We start from the raw sequence: 17,640 nt of genomic DNA, 5'->3' as shown, positions 1-17,640 counted from the left end.
CATGTCTTACCGCCTTTTTGTTCGGCCGGTCCCGCCCTTCGCAGACCTGGACCAGAACCCGGAATCACAGCTGTTCAGCTGGCTTTTACAGGATGCCAGTGGCGATACCCAGGCCAGTGGTGCGGCAGATACCCGGGATGCGATTGAGCAGACACTCGGCCAGAATGCATTGGAAAAAGTGCTGCTGATCGGCCTTATTCCGGGTGACGAAGCCCTGTTTTGCCTGGCTGACATTCCCGCCAAGCAAAGCCGGTTCGTACACCAGGCGTTGCCATACGCGGTGGAAGAACAGATTGCCCAGGATATCGAGAGCGTCCACCTGGCGCTTGGCCGTCATACCTCGGATGGATACCATGTTGCGGCAATAGATCAATCCCAAATGGGGCAGTGGTTAGAGCTGTTTACAGGCTGGGAGCACGTGCGCCTGGATGCCATTTACCCGGACGCCTCCCTGTTGCCGATAACCGATAACGGCTGGACCGCCTGCCTCGACGGCGAGTGGGTCATGCTGGTAAGTCATCGAGGCGAGTGGCTGCGACTGCAGACCGCCAACCTGGGCATGTTGGGGGTTACCCTCGCAGCGCCAGCCACTGAAGAGGTGGTCGCGGAGGTACCGGTCACGGTTTATGGAACCGAGCCCGAGCTGGAACTCTGGCAGCCGGCATTGTTGGAACTGAGCGGTGCCGATGGCCGGGTACATCTGGCGCAGAAGCCCCTGGAATTTACGGCGCTGGAGCTGCTGGCGTGGTCCTACCATCATCAAATGTGTCACCCGATCAATCTCTGCCAGGGCGCCTTCTCCGTTAAAACGAGCGGCAGCAGCCCGTTGAAGCCCTGGAAGCCACTGATTGCGGTTGCGTCCGTCTGGTTTGTGATTCAGCTGGGGCTTGAGATTGGTATGGGTGTGTATCACAACCAGGAGGCCGAGGAGCTGCAAAGCCAGGCGATGGCCATCTACCGTGACGCTTTTCCGGCTGACCGCCGTACCCACGCGGGCAATGTGCGCCGGGTGATTGAGGGTCAGTTGAGGGTGGCAGGCGCTGGCCGGGAAGAAATGGATTTCATCACGCTGATGAAATACATCGGAGATCAGTACAGCCGGGTTGCGAATGCCCAGGCGGTTACCTTTAATTCCATTAACTACAGCCGGAACAGGGGAGAGCTGGTGGTAGACGTTCGGGCCGACAGTTATGAACGGATGAGTAATCTGAGAAATGGCCTGGCCAATCAGGGATTGCGTGCGCAGATTGGGTCTGTGGTTAATGAAAGCTCCGGCTCCCGTGGCCGGTTGACGGTTTCGGGAGGCTAACGCCATGTGGGCACGAATCAAAGACCAGCCGGCGGTCGGTAAGCTTATCGCGAGATACGATCAACTGCCGGTGCGGGATAGACAGGCGCTGGTGGTGCTGGGCATTGCCTTGCTGTTGGCCATTCTCTATTTTGGCATCTGGCGGCCTGTGGCTGATTTCAGCAACCAGGCGAAAGCCAGTCGTGAAAATGCCGAGCAACTTCTGGCCTGGATGCAGGCAAACCAGGCAACCATTCGTCGCCTTGGTGGTGCGGGTTCCGGTTCGTCGGCCGGGGCCGGCGTTGACAAGCCTGAAGACGGTCGGGCACTGATGGCCCTGGTTACCCGCTCCGCAGGTGAAGCGGGGCTTTCGCTACAGCGATTTGAGCCAAGTGGCGAGTCTGCCATCCGGGTATGGCTTGAAGCCGCACCGTTTGCCGAGGTAGCGGCCTGGCTGGAGCAGCTTGATGCCCGGCATGGGGTGATTGTGGATCAGGCTGCCATGGACAGGGGAAATGAGCCGGGGCGGGTATCCGTGCGGCTGACACTGACGATCTGAAAGGGGCATGCCCCAAGCTGACCGGTCATTCCGGAGGAGCGCGAGTAAATGCGTGATAAGCAGGAAAACAATAATAATTCTGATGCTGTCGTGGTTCGTCTTGATGAGACTGCCCGCAACGAGGCCCAGTCGATTCTTTGCCATGCGTACCGGGAAGATCCAACGTTCCAATACCTGTTTGATCATCGCCGGGCGGGTTACGACCAGCGAGTAAGAGCGACAGTCAGGGAACTGATTGACCTGTACCTTGAGCTCAATCAGGATGCCGTTGGTGTGATGAAAGGGGATACCCTGATTGCCGTGGCCTTCATCGGCGACCCGGAACTCCGGATGAACCTCGCCGAGCAGCTTAGCTGGCGAATTCGCATGGTGTTGACCGCGGGTTTTGCCTCGACTCGCCGATACCTGGATTACCATCAGAAAATCCGCGACCTGTTGCCGCACCCACAGGCTCATCAGTTGCCTTTGATGGGGGTCAACCCAAAATACCAGAATCAGGGGTATGGTCGGGTTTTGCTCAAAGCGGTCGAGAAGCTTTGTGAGGAAAATCCCCGGGGCAAGGGGCTGGTACTGGATACCGGTAACAGCCGATACCTGCCGTTTTACGAATCCGAGGGCTTCCGCAGCCTGGGCAAGATACGCCTGGGTGATTTTGAAGATCATGTCCTGTTCCGGGAAATTGGGTCTGAAGCTAATGACGCCCGGAACGAGGCAACGCCGCATTAACACAGAATTTGTCATCAGGAGTGAATGTGTCCGACAGCCATGATTTTGATTTGATCGTAATTGGTGCCGGTTCCGGTGGTGTCCGCCTGGCGAGAATCTCAGCCCAGCGGGGCGCGAAGGTTGCGGTGGTTGAGTCCCGGTACCTGGGCGGCACCTGTGTCAACGTTGGCTGTGTTCCGAAAAAACTGTTTGTGTACGGCGCCCATGTTCATGACGAACTGGAAGATGCAGCAGGCTATGGCTGGCGAGTTCCGCTCGATCAGGTCAGCTTCGACTGGCCCACTCTGGTGGCAAACAAAAACGCTGAGATTGAGCGCCTGAATGGCATCTATGGTCGCCTGCTCGAGAATGCCGGAGTTGAGATCATCAATGGCACGGCAACCATCAGCGATGCCAATACCGTTACGGTAGGCGAGCGGAGCTATAGCGCAAAACACATCACAGTCGCGACGGGAAGCTGGCCGGTAGTGCCGGATGTTCCCGGTAAAGACTGCATCCTTACCTCCAACGAAATGTTCTACCTTCCGCAATTACCCCGTCATGCCGTGGTTTGGGGTGGTGGTTATATTGCGGTGGAGTTCGCCGGTATACTGGCCGGGCTAGGGGTGGAAACCACCCTGTTGTACAGGGGGGATCTGTTCCTGCGGGGCTTTGATAACGATGTGCGCCGGTTCACCGAGCAGGAAATGCGGAAAAAGGGCGTCGACTTGCGTTTCAACGCAACCATCGAATCCATTGAGACCCAGGGCGCCCACTATCAGGTTATGTTGTCTGATGGAGAACGCCTTGAAACGGGCCTTGTGATGGCGGCAACGGGCCGGAGAGCCCTGGTTGATGGTCTGGGGCTGACAGAACTGGGTATTGAACTCAACGCTTCGGGTCACATCGTTGTGGATGACCACTTCCAGACCTCCGTACCCTCAATCACCGCGCTGGGCGATGTCATCGGCACACCGCAGCTCACTCCAGTGGCACTGGCCCAGGCCATGGTGCTGTCTCGTCGGCTGTTTGGTGACGGTCAGGGCGATATGGATTACAGTGCTATTCCGACCGCTGTATTCTGCCAGCCGAATATCGGTACCGTTGGTCTGACTGAGGAAGAGGCCAGGGAAGCCGGGTACAGGCTGCGCATTTACCGTTCAGAGTTCCGACCGATGAAATACACATTGAGCGGACGGGACGAGAGATGCCTGATGAAACTGGTGGTGGACGATGAGACCGACAAGGTGCTCGGCGCTCATATGGTGGGGCCAGACGCCGGCGAGATCATTCAGGGGCTGGCCGTTGCTATCAAGGCCGGTGCCACCAAGGCGCAGTTTGACTCAACCATGGGTATTCACCCGACCTCAGCGGAAGAATTTGTCACCATGCGTGAACCGGTAGCGTAAGCTCGCCGGTTCTTTACAATCGAATCCAGCGGCTTAGTACTTCCCTGAGCGTCTCGCGGCGTACCGGCTTGGGTATGTAATCATTCATGCCGCTGGCCCGGCAGCTGGCCTCGGTTTCTGTTGAGACATCAGCCGTCAGGGCGATGATCGGCGTACCGCATTGGCCGTTCCCCTGTTCCCATTCGCGAATCATTCGGGTTGCCTGGTAGCCGTCCATCACCGGCATCTGGCAATCCATCAGGATGACATCGTAGCCTTCGTGTTTGTTTTTTACCTTGTCGACCGCTTCCTGGCCGTTATTCGCGGTATCGGTTTCAAAACCGAGCTTGTTCAGCAGCGTGGTGGAGACCTTCTGGTTCACCTCATTGTCCTCGACCACCAGGGCCCAGGATTTTTTTCCCAACTGCTCCCTCGGGATATCCGTGAACTCCGGTTGAACCGTGGCCGGGGCATCCGCCAGCTCAAATGGCAGCTCAAAACGGAACGAGGAGCCCTCTCCGAAATCTGATTCCACCTGAATATGGCCACCCATCAGTTCCACCAACCGCTGAACCAGAGAGAGCCCCAGTCCGGCGCCGTCATGGGCACGGGTGTTACCGGAGTCAACTTGCTCGAATGTGTGGAAAATATTGTGGAGGCGGTCACTGGGAATACCCGCTCCGGAATCACTGACTGAACAGCCGAAAAGCACACAGCCGCTCTCAAGCGATAACCAACTTGCGCGAACACTGACAAACCCGTTCGCGGTATATTTAATCGAATTATCCAGCAGCCCTGCCAGAATCTGTCGGACTCGAGGTGCGTCGCCAACCACCACCGGTTTGTCTGGCCAGTCTCCCAGAAAATTGATATCCAGTGCCAGGCCTTGCTGCTCTGCTGCATGGCGATAGGAAGCCGCACAGTTGGCCAGAATGGACCTTAGATCAAACTCCTGGTGTTCCAGTTCCAGAGTGCCGCTGTCCATGCGGGCATAATCGAGAATATCGGAAATGACGGTAAGCAGGTCCTCTGTCGCCTGCCGGGCAGTGCCCAGGTAATCCCGCTGTCGCTTGGTTAACGGTTCCTCCTGGATTAACTCAACCATTCCCAGTACCCCATTGAGCGGGGTTCTGAGCTCGTGGCTCATGGTTGCAAGGAATTCCGACTTGGCATGGCTTGCCATTTCAGCTTTTTCCCGGGCCTCTTCCGACACTGCCAGGGTTTGGTCGCGGGTGGCTCGGAGCTTCTCCAGATGGCCCGCCAGTTCGTTCAGCTGTTTCTGGATGGCGACAATCTCTTTTGAGTTTCCCTTGGTGATAACTGGCTGTAAGTCATAATCGCCGGTAATCAGTTGATCAACGCGGCTCGCCACCTTTCGAATGGGCTGCAGGATATTATTGAGGAAATGGTTAACCAGAACGATGGTGAACAGCAGCATGGCGACACCAACTGCGCTAGATGACCACAGAATACTCTGCTGGCGATCAGCCAGCACGCGCGGTTCAACACCGACTTCAACTGCACCAACCCGCAAGGAACCAGAACTGAACCCATAGCCGGGGTTAAACCAGTCAGTGCCTGCTCCAAGTTCCAGGGGTTCCTGAAGGATTTCCGCAGAGTAAATATCGAAGTTGTGGTGTCGCTGTGAGGAGCTGTCAAGACTATTGCTGACAAAGCCGAGCTCTTTTCCGACCACATCGGTTACGCGTATCCACTCGGCTTTGCTACGCCGTAGCGACTGATTCAGTGTCTGCTCAAGGGCCGCGATATTGCCGGAAACCACAGCGTACTCGAGTGCCGGGGCCAGGCTGTCCGCCAGCATCTGGCTGCTTTCAGCCAGGTCGGTACGCGCGTCCTCCAGCCGGGCCGAGGTAAAAAACGCCATTAGGGCAACAAACATGACAACCGCAGGCAGGGCGCCAAGCAACAGAAGTTTTCTGGACAGGGATGCATTCTGCCTGTTCATTCGGAATCCTCCTGGCTGGAAAGCATCAGGTCGTCCAGGTATTTCGATATCCATTCACGGCTGGGAAGTGGGATATTGAGTGATCGGGCCACCTGTTCATTGACCTCCACACGAAACTCATTTGGATAGACGGGTTCAGGAAAATTACCTGTATCAAAGTATGTCTGAAGTAACTCGCCAGCCTTCGCCGCCATGGCCGGGAAGGGGGCATAGCCTGAGGCCAGCACTCCGGCTTTCACATAGGCCTGGCTTGGCCCGATGACGATACGGTTTCGCCGATAGGCGGTCAGCAGAATATGTTTGATATTTCTGGGGTTGTAGATGACGTCGTCAGGGCCGGCGAGCAGAAAATCACCGTAGTTCAGGGCCCTGATAAGGGTAGGAATCAACTGGTCGTCGCTATCCGTGACGAATACGCGCGCTTCGAGACTGTACTCCGCCAGCTGATCCATCAAATCTTCATAGATCTCGACAGACTCCGTGGAAGCCAGCAAGGCAATGCGCTTGGACTGAGGCAGTATCGCTTTACCGGTCAGTGCCTGCCGCAACAGGGGAACGTCATAAAACACCGCAGACACCAGCCCAGGGGAGCGGTTAACATAGCCTTGGATAAACTTGCGCTCTACCAGCAATGCCAGTATCTGTGCGTTCCTGTTGATCTGACGAATACGAGTGAATGCGGCCGGGCCAATGGTGATCACTGGGCTGGCCGATACAAGAGTTTCCTGGCCCTCTGACAGAAATACCAGTTCAACCGATTCTCCGAGTTCTGAACGTAATAGTCGGGTCACGTGTTGATCCAGGGCGGTGTTACCCGAACCAGCAATGTACACACTCGGTAGCGCGGGCTGACCGTTTTGGCCGAAGACAATGCTGGGCCATGGCAACAACAGTATCAGTGCCAGCGCCATCAGGTATCCACTGAACCGTTGCTGGAATCGTGGCTGGTCAGTAACAGAGTGTCTGGATGAGATCATACCGTCCCAATTGGTGTGCTATCCCGTTGGTCAATCCTTTTAGCATAGTGTCAGAACCGGACTCCCGCCTCCACAAAGAACTGATTGTGGTCCTTGATGTTATTATCAGAGCTCAGTTCCGGTTCCCGGTTGAGGTAGTGTTGCATGGTGAAGGCCACTTCCGCCGTATAGCGCGGTTGATAGAAACGCTTGACAACTCTTGCATCAATGCGCTCGAATTGACTGCGCCTGAATTCGTCCGCCCAGTAGAAAGCCGATGAGGCCTTGAGACCCCAGGGCAGATCCTGAATCAGCGCCAGACTGCCGGAGTGCCTTATAGACAGCCGGGTCAGCAAACTGACCGCCTGCTCCTGTTTTCCGGTATCAAGGTCGCCGTCCTGATTGATGATTGGCCGACCGGTGTACCAGGTATCCTGATCCAGGTAGCCGTAGCTGGCACGGAAGGTTGTGCCGGGGTATTCAATCATCGCTTCCACTTCAAAACCTTGCTGATCAACGGCAACATTATTGTCGATGCTCCAGTCCTTGAGTTGGATGACACCGCTGATCATGTCGCGCATTTCATCCTTGAAGCCCCGCACTTCCAGAGACAGCATGGCCCGCTCCAGCGGGAACTGGCCGAAGTAGCTGACTTCCCGGGAAATGATTCGTTCTTCCCTCAGGTCTTTGCCGAGCGTAAGCCACCCCAGGTCTTCGTACGCATCCGCGGTTGTTACCCTGCGGCCCTCAAGATCGGAATAAATAGCAGGGCGGACATTGCGGAGGGTGTAGCCCCAGTCCGGATTCTGCTCGAAACCATCCGGGGTTCTGACCGCCTGGGAATAGACAAAGCGGAGGGCGTGCCGGCTGTTGAGCGTGAAATTAGCAGCCAACCGAGGTGAGAAGTAGTGATCGTCTGTTGTGCTTGTGCGTTCCCAGTTGCCGCCTGCGTTAAGGGTCAGCCAGTTTATCGGCGTATACTCCACGTTGCCGAAGAAGCGGGACTGGTAATTGTTACCGCGGCCGTTGAAATAGGTTTCAGAGCGGAAGGTATCTTTCCGGAATCCCGCGCCGGACACAATTCTCAGGTCGTCGCTGAGCAGAATGGTGTCCTGAAACTCCAGTTCCAGGCGGGTATCCTCTGAATCCGCGTCTACCTGGGCAATGGCGGGCGCGCCACCCCCGTCTACAAAGCAGAGCCGTTCTCGACTGCCATCCGGGAAATAGGTGTACTGATACAGCGGTGTGTTGTCTCTGAGGCACTGCACAGTGCTATCCGGAAAGCCAACGGTGTATTGTTGCCGACGGTCAAAATTTTGAACACTGGCCATCACATGGAAAAAATGGCGCTCGGACGCAATCACGTTCAGTTTGGATTGCAGGTAGTAGTCCCGAACATCAATATCCGGATTCTCGTTTGGATTCAGCTCGCCGCTTTTGCGCTTGTCCTGGTAATTGATGCCATCCACAACGCCACCCCGCAGCTCAACATCCGTGCGGTCGTTGATCTTGACGCGGGAATCATAGGTAAAGGAGTTGATGTCGTGACCATCGTGGAATGGAAAGCGCTCGCCGCCGTCTACCTGGTAGTCGAAGCCATCAAACTTGCGCTTTTCATAGGTTAATCGCCAATCCAGATCCGGATCGGCATTACCCACTGAACCAAAAGTACGTAGGTGCCCCCGAGAGCCCCGAACCACCCGTGCTTCCACTCCGGCAGTATCGGCCGGGTCCCGGGTGATGATGTTGATGGTGCCCAGGAAGGCATTGATACCATAGGCGGCTGAGTTGGGCCCCCGAGCGACTTCAATGCGTTCAATCATGTCCAGTGGTACTGGCATGGTTTCCCAGTCCATATCGGAAAGGGTTGCCTTATGCGCAGTTCGGCCGTCTACCAGGACCTGCATACGGCGCTGTTCATAATGCACAGTGCCATGGTAGGTGGTAACCGGTTGGTGGCTGCCAACGAAATTGACCACCATGCCCGGAACCAGGCGGAACACCTCGTACAGGTTCTGAATGCCAAGGTCCCGAATCATATCACCGGTGATCACGGTGGTACTTCCGGGAACCCGGGTTTTGGGCTGGCGCAGCCGGGTGGTGGTTAGCACCTCTGGAATGTCATCGCCAAACGCCACCAGTCCATTGCTGAACTCAGGAACACTGGTGTCTGCACCGGCAGTGCTGATCGACAGGGCGAAAATGGCTGAGGCAAGCAGGGAGTGGCCGAAGGTTCTGCGCATGCGGAGCCGGTTAGCGCGATTTTCTGACAGGTAATTCGTAATGCGCATGGGTGTCGTTCTATAATTTGCCGAGCGGACAGATTCTTTGTGATTCTCCCTGAATCCTAGGGGAGAACGATTGATTTGTCTCTATAAAGATTACAGATTTTACAGATCCGGAGTGACTGTTTTATGAATTGCTGGGACATCCTTGGCATCGAGCCAACCGGAGATCGCGAACGCATTCGGCAGGCTTACGAGCGCCAGATGAAATTTGCCTCGGACAACGAGGCCCAGGCGCTGGAGCAGGCTTTCAGGGAGGCGACCGGTGGCATGCCGGCTGCCAGCGTTGCCACCCAACCTGAGCCAGTCGCCCGAGAAGTCGGCCGAGAGCAGACTGAGGAATCCGGGGGTGAGAGCAACGCAGAGCGGGCGCTGGACGCCCACGAAGCCCAGGTTGTCCGCGAAGTGGTGATTCAGATTAAAGCCCTAATGAACGACAACCAGCGCCAGCAGGATGCTGGTATCTGGAAGGCCATCTTGTGCGAACCGCCTGCAGACCAGTTGCCGCTACGCAGGGAAATCGCCAAAAGCCTTGAGCCCCAGATCCGCCCGATGGCAGAGAACGGCAGTTTTCCCCGTCCGGTGGCGCAGTTTCTGGGTGATTGGTTTGACTGGTTCAGCGTTCGGGAAGCAAGCCATGAACCAGACCCGCGAAATTACCCGGATGAAGAGGTGTCCAGGGAGCAGGCCAGTGCCGATCAGGCAGACCAACCACCGCAGATGGTGAATTTCTGGCCTGCCGTTATTGGGTGGATCGTCGGTCTGGTTATCCTGGCAACCCTATTCGGAGGCATGGGCGGCTGACGCCCGATCGATTTTCGCTCGATACTTCTGGGCCAGGATGGCCCCGACGATGACCTGAATCTGGTTGTAGCACATGATCGGCAGCACAATCATGCCGAAGCCCGGATGGCCAGAGAACAGCACTTTGGCCATTGGCAAACCGGATGCCAGGCTTTTCTTCGAACCACAGAACACCACCGCGGCTTCGTCTTCCAGACTGAGGCCCAGCTTTCTGACCATCACCATCGCCACCAGCATGAACAACCCAAGCAAACCGACGCATAGAAGAATGGTCAACACCACGGCCTGAAGCGGCAGGTTCTGCCATAGGCCGCTGACCACCGAGTGTGAGAATGCTGAATAGACGATAATCCAGATGACACACTGGTCGTACCGAGCCATCAATGATTCATTGCGTGAAAGAAAACCTCCCAGCATTGGCCTGAAGGCATGCCCTACAGCAAAGGGCAGCAACAGTTGCAGAACAATGTCTTTCAATGCCTCAGCCACTGCAAACTCCCCGGTTCCCGAAGTCGAAACCAGTAAAAGCAGCAGGAACGGAGTGAGCATCATTCCGAACACATTAGACGCTGCAGCGCTGCATATGGCGGCAGGCACATTGCCTCTGGCCATGGCGGTGTAGGCAATGGACGACGACACCGCTGACGGAAGTACGCCCAGATAGAGAAATCCCAACCCCAGATCCCTCGGCATCCATTCCGGCACAAGGTTGCTGAGCCCATTAATGGGTAATACTGCCAGGGGAAAGAACACGAAGGTCAGGGCGGTAATCAGGATGTGCAGGCGCCAATGGGTGGCGCCGTCGATGATCTGCTGCCGGGATAGGGCTGCACCATGGAAAAAGAACAGTAGGGCTACAGCAATGGTGCCGGTGGTGGCAAGCATGTCCGCGGCTTGCCCGGTAACCGGCAGGAACGACGCCAGGACGATGGCACCGAGCAATAGAAGGGTGAACGTATCGAGACGAAATTTCATGGCTGGTTCTGCCGGTTAATCACATCAAGGCTGGGGGAGAGCAGGGCGCGCGAAAAATAATCATAGAGCTCGATCAATCATCCTATCTTTAGCGTTGAACTGCAACCGAGCGGGTACAGCAGAGGACTAACGGCCTGCTTCAGGCTCCAGAAACTGGTAATCAGCGGTGTCTGCAGCGCGGGTAGAGAAGCGATAACTGAACGTGAACCCGGGCCAGTTGATGGTGTTACGGCCATGTTCATCCAGATACCAGGAGGTGCATCCGGAATCCCAGACGCTGTTCTCAAGGCTGTGCTGGACCACTTGGCAATAGCGGGATTGCCGGTCTTCCCGCACCTCCATGGCAGCCCCGGGGTATCTGGCCAGGGAATCAAGTGAGCTGATGACATAGCGGAACTGGGATTCCAGCATAAACAGAATCGAATTGTGGGCCAGATTGGTGTTGGGCCCATACAGCATGAACAGATTCGGAAAGCCATTCACGGTAATGCCTTTGAACGCTTTACTGCCGTCTGCCCAGGCGTCGTTCAGCGCAACACCCTGACGACCAGTGATCTTGATGGGTGACAAAAACTCCGTCGCCTTGAAGCCGGTTCCGAAAATAATGGCGTCGACGGGACGGTGTTCTCCGGTGGCCGTCACAACGCCGGTTTCATCGATCTCAGAAATTCCCTCAGTGATCAGATTCAGGTGCGGCTGGTTAATGGCCGGGTACCAGTCGTTGGAGATCAGAATCCGTTTACAGCCGATACGATAGTCCGGAATGATGTGCTTCAGTTTGTGGGGGTCGGTCACCCATGTCTGTGCTTCCTTCCTGGCCTGTCGGGCAAAGATATCCAGTAGCCGGTTGAACCTGGTAAAAGCAAGCCCGCGTGACTCGTTCTTCCAGTAGATCATGGCCCTGTAGAGCCTGTCCCAGGCCGGCAGTTTCTGGAACAGTGATTGCTCAAGCGCGGTAAATGGGCGGTCGGCTTTCGGCAGAACCCAGGCAGCGGAGCGTTGATACAGGTCCAGCGCTGCAACTTTTGGAGTAATTTCCGGAACAAACTGGATGGCGCTGGCGCCGGTGCCGATCACCGCAACCCGCTTGCCGGTCACATCATAATCGTGGTTCCAGCGCGCAGAATGGAAGCAGGTGCCCTTAAAACGGTCAATGCCGGGGATGGCGGGTATGGCAGGGCGGTTCAACTGCCCGGTAGCCGTGATCAGCACATCAGCGCGATATTCATGGCCCGATTCTGTACCCACTACCCACTCATTCGACTGGCTGTCAAAGCTGGCCGTGGCTACGGCACGGTCGAACTCAATATGGCGCGCCAGGTCGTACTTGTGAACACAATGCTCCATGTACCCGAGTATTTCGGCCTGGAGGCCAAACTTCCGGCTCCAGTCGTGTTTGGGCTCAAAGGAGTAGGAGTAAAGGTGCGACTGAACATCACAGGCCGCGCCGGGGTAGGTGTTGTCTCGCCAGGTTCCGCCAACTGCACCTTCTTTTTCCAGCAATGTGATGTGCTCATAGCCGGCTTTTTTTAGCTGAATAGCCATGCCGAGCCCGCCAAATCCGGTGCCGATTATGATGACAGAAGGTTTTTGAGGGGCGCGTGATGTCATGGCTACTTCCTGATCTTGTTGTATTTTTACTCCCTATGACTATAACGGCCCCGGCGCCGCATCAAAAGACCAGTTCAACCAGAATCATTGTCCGGAAAGGTCAATAGTCGTTCCGGAGGTTGAGCCATTAGCTCCTGCAGGGCCGGAGACTCAAATTGCCGGCGAATACGAATGGCATAGAATTCTTCGAACACGCCCGGCAACGCACCGTAATCCCTGAGTTCGCCTTTGCGAAGTTCGTCGCGCACAACCACCGGGGGCAGGATGGCGAAATGCCCGCTGTCTCGAGTCAGCAGGCGCATCATCGCCATGTCGTCCACCTCAGCCAGAATAATCGGGTGAATCTGGTGGTACTCACACAGCTGATCAAAAGCCTGCCGGATATTGCTGTCCTGGCCCGGAACGATCAGTGGTTGGTCACGCAGCATGTCAGGAAAGCCGACCCGGGATTCGGCGGCCGCCGGCCCGATAATGCTGACAGGTTGCCTGGCAATACGCCGTGATAGCCAAGGGGTTTCGTCGTCACCGTGAACGGGTTGATTGGACAGAATAAGATCCAAACGGTGGGCCGATAGTCGTCGTAGCAGATCTTCCAGGCTTCCGCTCTGGAGCTTGAGGCCCAGATCTTGGCGGCCGAGCAGTGGCCGAAGGAAGCCTTCCTGGAAGTTCCTTGACAGAGTCGCTACCGCGCCAACCTTGAGCACCTCCCGATTGGTCTGGCGCCCGGTTCGGAAAAGGGCTTCCAGCTCCGCGCCCTGGCGAAAAATATCTTCCGCATAGGTGAAGGCCACGCGGCCGGCTTCGGATAGTTTTAGCCGTCGCCCCTCCCGGATGAACAGTTCATGGCCAAGACTGTCCTCGAGTTTCCGGATCTGACCGGACAGCGCAGACTGGGAGATATGCAACGCATCCGCTGCTCGGGTCAGATGGCCGGTACTGGCTACTTTCCAGAAATAGTACAAATGGTGATAGTTCAGGCGCACGGATACTCCCGGATTTTGACATTGTTCTTTTTTTAAGAACAATTTAATCGTTATAAACCATTTTATCTATGAATTGATAGTCGGCAAAGTAACTCTGTTCGCAAAAGGAGTTCGTTATGCCGACAATTACCAGCCTATTTTCTACCTCCGCCCTAGCAACCTGGATTGCCTTGCCGATCCTGCTCCTGGCGCTGGCCGGCTTCGTCAACTGGACTCGATCAAAAACCAGAATTGCCCATTGTTGGCGCCTGGCGGAGTTTTTGCTGAAAGCGCTGATTGTGGTCACCGGTGTGGTGGGCATTTTGCTTTTGCTGAAGTCGGCCGGGCTGGATACGCGATTGCCGGAATTGGGTGCACCCCTTGGGCTGTATCCCGATGGCCTGTCGGTATGGATGGCGCTGATGGTCAGTTTTGTCTCCTGGGTGATTCTACGTTATTCCCGGGATTATCTGCGCGGCGATGCCGCCTTCCCGGTGTTCTTGCCCTGGTTCCTCACCACAGTGGCCAGTGTGCTGGTGTTGGTATTCACCAATCATCTGCTGGTTCTGGCATTCGCCTGGATTGGTGTCAGCCTGGCCTTGCACCAGTTGCTGACGCTCTACCCGGAACGGTCGGAAGCCCGGTTGGCCGCGGCACAGAAGTTCATTACCAGTCGCCTGGGTGATCTGGCGATTATTGGTGCTGTGGTGTTTATCTGGCGCCACTACGGCAGTTTTCATATCCCCGAAATCTACTCATTGGCCAGGGAAATTGGTGGGTCGTCCCCCGAGCTGACGATCGCGTCCGTACTGCTTGCCGTCGCCGCCGTTCTCAAATGCGCACAGATTCCATTTCACGGCTGGTTGATCCGGGTGATGGAAGCGCCTACGCCGGTATCGGCGCTGCTTCATGCCGGGGTGATCAACCTTGGCGGGTTCCTCTGGCTGCGGCTGTTCCCGGTGTTTGAAGGGTTTACAGCCGGCCACTTCCTGTTGCTTGTCGCCGGCAGCGTGACCGCCATCGTGGCGGTGTTTGCCATGATGACTCAGAGCTCGGTAAAACACGCGCTGGTCTGGTCCACCAACGCACAGATGGGTTTTATGCTCTTTGAGATTGCGCTGGGTGCCTACACCCTGGCGTTGCTGCACTTGCTCGCCCACTCACTGTACAAAGCGCACTCATTACTGGCGTCTGGCCGGACGGTAAAGGCCACGGCGGTCTACTTCTCCGGTCGACCGGGGGCATCGCAGCTGGTGCTTGCCGGCGTGGCATCAGGTTTGGCGGCAGCCATGCTGTGGATGCTTCCCGAGCTTGTGGAGGGCAAAGCGATACTGGCGGCGTTACTGGTGCTGGCAGTTGCCGCATCGGTTCTCGGAGTTCCGTCGGGTAGCACGGCCCGAGCCCGGGTATTGGTTGTCGCCATGGCGATCAGTCTGGTACCGCTATATGGTCTTCTCCACCTGGTACTGGGGCCTGCGGTTACGGGCGCAGATACTTTTATGCTCTGGCCGGCGGCCAATGTGGTGGCCTGGGTAATGCTGGGTCTTCTGGCGGGGATGTCATTACTCGTGCTTTTTCGGCCGGATTGGGCCTGGTTGCAGCGGTTGAACCTGCCGCTCAGCCAGGGCCTGTATCTTGATCAACCGTTCGAACGGGTTACCCGACGGTGGGCCAGGCAATGGCTCCAGGGGGGCACGGAAAAGACGAAAAAAGCCCGTTACGTTCTGTCTTCAGGAGAACCATCATGAGTGCAACCATACGCGTGCCGGATGTTGGTCAGAACCAGGCTGTTGATCAGGTCGCTATGGCCTGTGAGCGGATTGCCCCTAGCTGGCCTCTGGATCGGTGGATAGCGGTGAATCCCTGGTGGGGCCACAGGCATCAGGGTATCGAGGAAGCCGCCATCGAACTGGTTTCCCGCAGGGGGCAGGGCATGTTGATGGCGCCGGAATTCTATCTGGAGGCCTGGCACGGCGGCCGTATCCGTGAGAGCGACCTGATAGCTGCAGCCGAGGCGCAGGGGGTAGACAGGCCGACGCAATTGTTGCTTGAGCAGCTGTCCCGGTTACGGCAACGTGATGTGAAACCGGGGTTGGCGCTGTCACACATTCAGCCATCGGGTGACGGTGATGCGCTATCACAGACTACGCAGTTTCTCGGGCTGCTCTGTGGTCGGTATTTTGATCATCGGCAGGGACAATGGCTGACGAATACCAAGGGTACCGACCTGTATCGCTACTGGTTATCCATGGCCGGTCCCCGGGGCCTGGTTTCTAAAGCGCTGGCGGCACAACTTCCGGATGATTGGCAGAGTGCTGCAGATTTTCTTGCTAAAGCCTTGCCTTATACCCCAGATCAGTTAACGGCGGCGGTACATGCATTGTTGCTGCATTTGCCGGGCTGGGCGTCATGGTGCCGCGGTGAAGATTGGCGAGCGTCCCTTGACGGCCAGCCATCCCACCTCTGCCACCAGTTAGCTACTGTGTTACTGGCTTGCGAGTGGATGGCTGCGTCTGCGCTACCGGCCGATGAGCGGGATAAATGGCAACAAGCGGTCTCTGGTGGGCAACTGGCGAGGCACGCTCACGGTGATGATGCACTGGTGTGGGTTTGGCATCGCGCCTATGAAATGGCATGGCAGCGCCAGTTCAGGGACTGCTTGCGGCGCCCGGCGAAACAACCCGAAGAATTGGCAAGCAGAATCCCTGAAGTCCAGGCGGCGTTCTGCATTGATGTCCGCTCAGAGGTGCTGAGGCGGCACTTGGAAAGCGCTTCGGCAAAGATAGACACCCTTGGTGTTGCCGGGTTCTTTGGGCTGCCCGTGATGCATCAAAAACTTGGCCCGTCAGACGATGAAGCCCGGTTGCCGGGTTTGCTGGCACCGGCTTATCGTTATGTTGATACCCTTGGCAGTCTTTCGGCAGACTTGGAGCGCAACAGGCGGCTGGATGGACGGGAACAGGTACGGGAAACGGTTCGACATGCGAAATACGGTAGCCTCTCAACCTTTACGTTGGTGGAAACCACCGGACTGGCATGGGCATGGAAGCTGATTCGGGATGGCTTGCACAAGAACCGAAAAACCAGGGAGACGGCGCCGGAAGGCCGCCTGTTCCACCGCTATGGCGGAGATCCCTTATCAGATCCAGAGCGGGTTAACCTTGCTGAGGGACTGCTGAGATCCATGTCGTTGACTGGCGACTTTGCACCATTGCTGGTGCTGGTCGGCCATGGCGCTCACACCGATAACAATCCGAACCAGGCTGGACTTGCCTGCGGAGCCTGCGGCGGTAAAAACGGCGACGTTAATGCCAGCATTGCCGCACAGTTGCTTAACGACCGCTGTGTGCGCGCCGGGCTGGCGGAGCGCGGGATTGTCTTGCCGGAAAGCACCCTGGTTGTGGCTGCGGAGCACTGCACAGTGACGGACCAGGTACGCCTGCTGGGGGAAACGGCCATACCCGCCAGCCATCAACGGATTGCCAATGAACTATTGCAGTGCTTTGAAAATGCCTCGGCGGCCACGCGCCGTGAGCGGGCAGGGAGTCTCGGCTTGAATGGTCATTCCGATGAGGGCCTCCTGAAAGAACTCAACAAGCGTACCCAAAACTGGGCGGAGGTCAGGCCTGAATGGGGGCTGGCAAACAATGCCGCCATGATTATTGCGCCCCGCCACCGCAGCCGTTCAATCAATCTTGCCGGCCGGTGTTTCCTTCACGAATACAGACCAGAACTGGACGACACAGGTTCGGTGTTGTCTGCGCTGATGTCGGCGCCGATGGTGGTGGCAAACTGGATCAACCTGCAGTATTTCGGATCGGTTACCCAGCCATCGCTCTATGGCGCGGGCAACAAACTGCTGCATTCGGTTGTGGGAGGCAACATTGGGGTTGTCGAGGGCAACGGCACCGATCTTCGCATCGGATTACCCTGGCAATCCGTTCACGATGGTGAACGTTTGCGCCACGAACCCATGCGGTTGACCGTGGTGATCGACGCGCCAGCAGAGCGAATTGAGCAAGTGCTGCAGGCTCAGGACGACGTCAGAGCCCTGGTTGAAAACCGGTGGCTCTGGCTATGGCGGGTGGATGACAGCGGCCTGCAGCAGTATTCCGACGGCTGCTGGGTGGCGGCCTGATAA

13 protein-coding genes are annotated in these 17,640 nt (G+C 56.7%); 7 read left to right on the top strand and 6 right to left on the bottom strand.

Features of this window, described 5'->3' with window-relative positions; translation table 11 throughout:
- Position 1 precedes the first annotated feature (1 nt).
- The 4 genes from gspL to gorA are packed head-to-tail and all read left to right on the top strand — an operon-like array spanning position 2 to position 3,961.
- Entirely contained in the window at positions 2 to 1,309 is a 1,308-nt protein-coding gene (gspL, locus tag ACNSOI_RS10365) for a type II secretion system protein GspL (protein WP_420193969.1), read from the top strand.
- A 4-nt stretch (positions 1,310 to 1,313) separates the two neighbouring features.
- Positions 1,314 to 1,847: a type II secretion system protein GspM gene (gspM, locus tag ACNSOI_RS10360; RefSeq protein ID WP_420193968.1), complete on the top strand. Its 534-nt coding sequence runs from the start codon at positions 1,314 to 1,316 to the stop codon at positions 1,845 to 1,847.
- Positions 1,848 to 1,895: 48 nt separating this feature from the next.
- Entirely contained in the window at positions 1,896 to 2,573 is a 678-nt protein-coding gene (locus tag ACNSOI_RS10355; RefSeq protein WP_319633998.1) for a GNAT family N-acetyltransferase, read from the top strand.
- Between the two features lie 26 nt (positions 2,574 to 2,599).
- Positions 2,600 to 3,961 (top strand): glutathione-disulfide reductase, encoded by a 1,362-nt coding sequence (gene gorA / locus ACNSOI_RS10350; RefSeq protein WP_420193967.1) that lies wholly within the window; start codon positions 2,600 to 2,602, stop codon positions 3,959 to 3,961.
- Positions 3,962 to 3,974: 13 nt separating this feature from the next.
- Here gorA and ACNSOI_RS10345 read toward each other — a convergent pair whose 3' ends face one another.
- From ACNSOI_RS10345 to ACNSOI_RS10335, 3 genes are read right to left on the bottom strand one after another with little or no spacing between them, the layout of a single operon-like run.
- A complete protein-coding gene (locus ACNSOI_RS10345) occupies positions 3,975 to 5,906 on the bottom strand; it encodes a response regulator (RefSeq protein ID WP_420193966.1) in 1,932 nt (643 codons plus the stop codon).
- Positions 5,903 to 6,883: an ABC transporter substrate-binding protein gene (locus tag ACNSOI_RS10340; protein ID WP_420193965.1), complete on the bottom strand. Its 981-nt coding sequence runs from the start codon at positions 6,881 to 6,883 to the stop codon at positions 5,903 to 5,905. The genes ACNSOI_RS10345 and ACNSOI_RS10340 overlap by 4 nt, the downstream gene beginning before the upstream one ends.
- Before the next feature lie 50 nt (positions 6,884 to 6,933).
- Positions 6,934 to 9,153 carry a TonB-dependent receptor plug domain-containing protein gene (locus ACNSOI_RS10335; protein WP_420193964.1) on the bottom strand — a complete coding sequence of 740 codons (2,220 nt, stop codon included), beginning with the start codon at positions 9,151 to 9,153 and terminating at the stop codon, positions 6,934 to 6,936.
- Positions 9,154 to 9,276: 123 nt separating this feature from the next.
- Here ACNSOI_RS10335 and ACNSOI_RS10330 point away from each other — a divergent pair, with 123 nt between their 5' ends.
- Positions 9,277 to 9,951 carry a J domain-containing protein gene (locus ACNSOI_RS10330; protein ID WP_420193963.1) on the top strand — a complete coding sequence of 225 codons (675 nt, stop codon included), beginning with the start codon at positions 9,277 to 9,279 and terminating at the stop codon, positions 9,949 to 9,951.
- On the opposite strand, the gene ACNSOI_RS10325 is transcribed toward ACNSOI_RS10330, so the two are convergent.
- The 3 genes from ACNSOI_RS10325 to ACNSOI_RS10315 form a co-directional block, all read right to left on the bottom strand.
- Positions 9,928 to 10,926: a bile acid:sodium symporter family protein gene (locus ACNSOI_RS10325; RefSeq protein WP_420193962.1), complete on the bottom strand. Its 999-nt coding sequence runs from the start codon at positions 10,924 to 10,926 to the stop codon at positions 9,928 to 9,930. The two genes, ACNSOI_RS10330 and ACNSOI_RS10325, sit on opposite strands and share 24 nt — an antisense overlap.
- 126 nt (positions 10,927 to 11,052) lie before the next feature.
- The gene (locus ACNSOI_RS10320; protein WP_420193961.1) at positions 11,053 to 12,537 is read right to left on the bottom strand and encodes a flavin-containing monooxygenase; all 1,485 of its coding nucleotides are present in this window, start codon (positions 12,535 to 12,537) and stop codon (positions 11,053 to 11,055) included.
- Between the two features lie 74 nt (positions 12,538 to 12,611).
- Positions 12,612 to 13,520, bottom strand: a complete 909-nt coding sequence (locus ACNSOI_RS10315) for a LysR family transcriptional regulator (RefSeq protein ID WP_061333390.1) — start codon at positions 13,518 to 13,520, stop codon at positions 12,612 to 12,614.
- A gap of 116 nt (positions 13,521 to 13,636) precedes the next feature.
- Between ACNSOI_RS10315 and ACNSOI_RS10310 the strand changes: the two genes are divergently transcribed.
- Positions 13,637 to 15,247 carry an NADH-quinone oxidoreductase subunit L gene (locus ACNSOI_RS10310; protein ID WP_420193960.1) on the top strand — a complete coding sequence of 537 codons (1,611 nt, stop codon included), beginning with the start codon at positions 13,637 to 13,639 and terminating at the stop codon, positions 15,245 to 15,247.
- Positions 15,244 to 17,637 carry a YbcC family protein gene (locus ACNSOI_RS10305; RefSeq protein WP_420193959.1) on the top strand — a complete coding sequence of 798 codons (2,394 nt, stop codon included), beginning with the start codon at positions 15,244 to 15,246 and terminating at the stop codon, positions 17,635 to 17,637. The genes ACNSOI_RS10310 and ACNSOI_RS10305 overlap by 4 nt, the downstream gene beginning before the upstream one ends.
- The last annotated feature ends 3 nt before the right edge of the window (positions 17,638 to 17,640 follow it).

The organism is Marinobacter sp. GH_1 (assembly GCF_048595985.1).
GTDB lineage: Bacteria > Pseudomonadota > Gammaproteobacteria > Pseudomonadales > Oleiphilaceae > Marinobacter > Marinobacter shengliensis.
Note: the sequence above shows the minus strand (reverse complement) of the source record. Positions and strands in the feature narration are given on the sequence as shown.

What these genes read in the sequence shown, in the direction of transcription:
- ACNSOI_RS10355 (WP_319633998.1), top strand. Translation starts at nt 1,896, where the DNA reads ATGCGTGATAAGCAGGAAAACAATAATAATTCTGATGCTGTCGTGGTT.
- ACNSOI_RS10320 (WP_420193961.1), bottom strand. Translation starts at nt 12,537, where the DNA reads ATGACATCACGCGCCCCTCAAAAACCTTCTGTCATCATAATCGGCACC.
- ACNSOI_RS10325 (WP_420193962.1), bottom strand. Translation starts at nt 10,926, where the DNA reads ATGAAATTTCGTCTCGATACGTTCACCCTTCTATTGCTCGGTGCCATC.
- ACNSOI_RS10340 (WP_420193965.1), bottom strand. Translation starts at nt 6,883, where the DNA reads ATGATCTCATCCAGACACTCTGTTACTGACCAGCCACGATTCCAGCAA.
- gspL (WP_420193969.1), top strand. Translation starts at nt 2, where the DNA reads ATGTCTTACCGCCTTTTTGTTCGGCCGGTCCCGCCCTTCGCAGACCTG.
- ACNSOI_RS10330 (WP_420193963.1), top strand. Translation starts at nt 9,277, where the DNA reads ATGAATTGCTGGGACATCCTTGGCATCGAGCCAACCGGAGATCGCGAA.
- ACNSOI_RS10305 (WP_420193959.1), top strand. Translation starts at nt 15,244, where the DNA reads ATGAGTGCAACCATACGCGTGCCGGATGTTGGTCAGAACCAGGCTGTT.
- ACNSOI_RS10345 (WP_420193966.1), bottom strand. Translation starts at nt 5,906, where the DNA reads ATGAACAGGCAGAATGCATCCCTGTCCAGAAAACTTCTGTTGCTTGGC.
- gspM (WP_420193968.1), top strand. Translation starts at nt 1,314, where the DNA reads ATGTGGGCACGAATCAAAGACCAGCCGGCGGTCGGTAAGCTTATCGCG.
- ACNSOI_RS10335 (WP_420193964.1), bottom strand. Translation starts at nt 9,153, where the DNA reads ATGCGCATTACGAATTACCTGTCAGAAAATCGCGCTAACCGGCTCCGC.
- ACNSOI_RS10310 (WP_420193960.1), top strand. Translation starts at nt 13,637, where the DNA reads ATGCCGACAATTACCAGCCTATTTTCTACCTCCGCCCTAGCAACCTGG.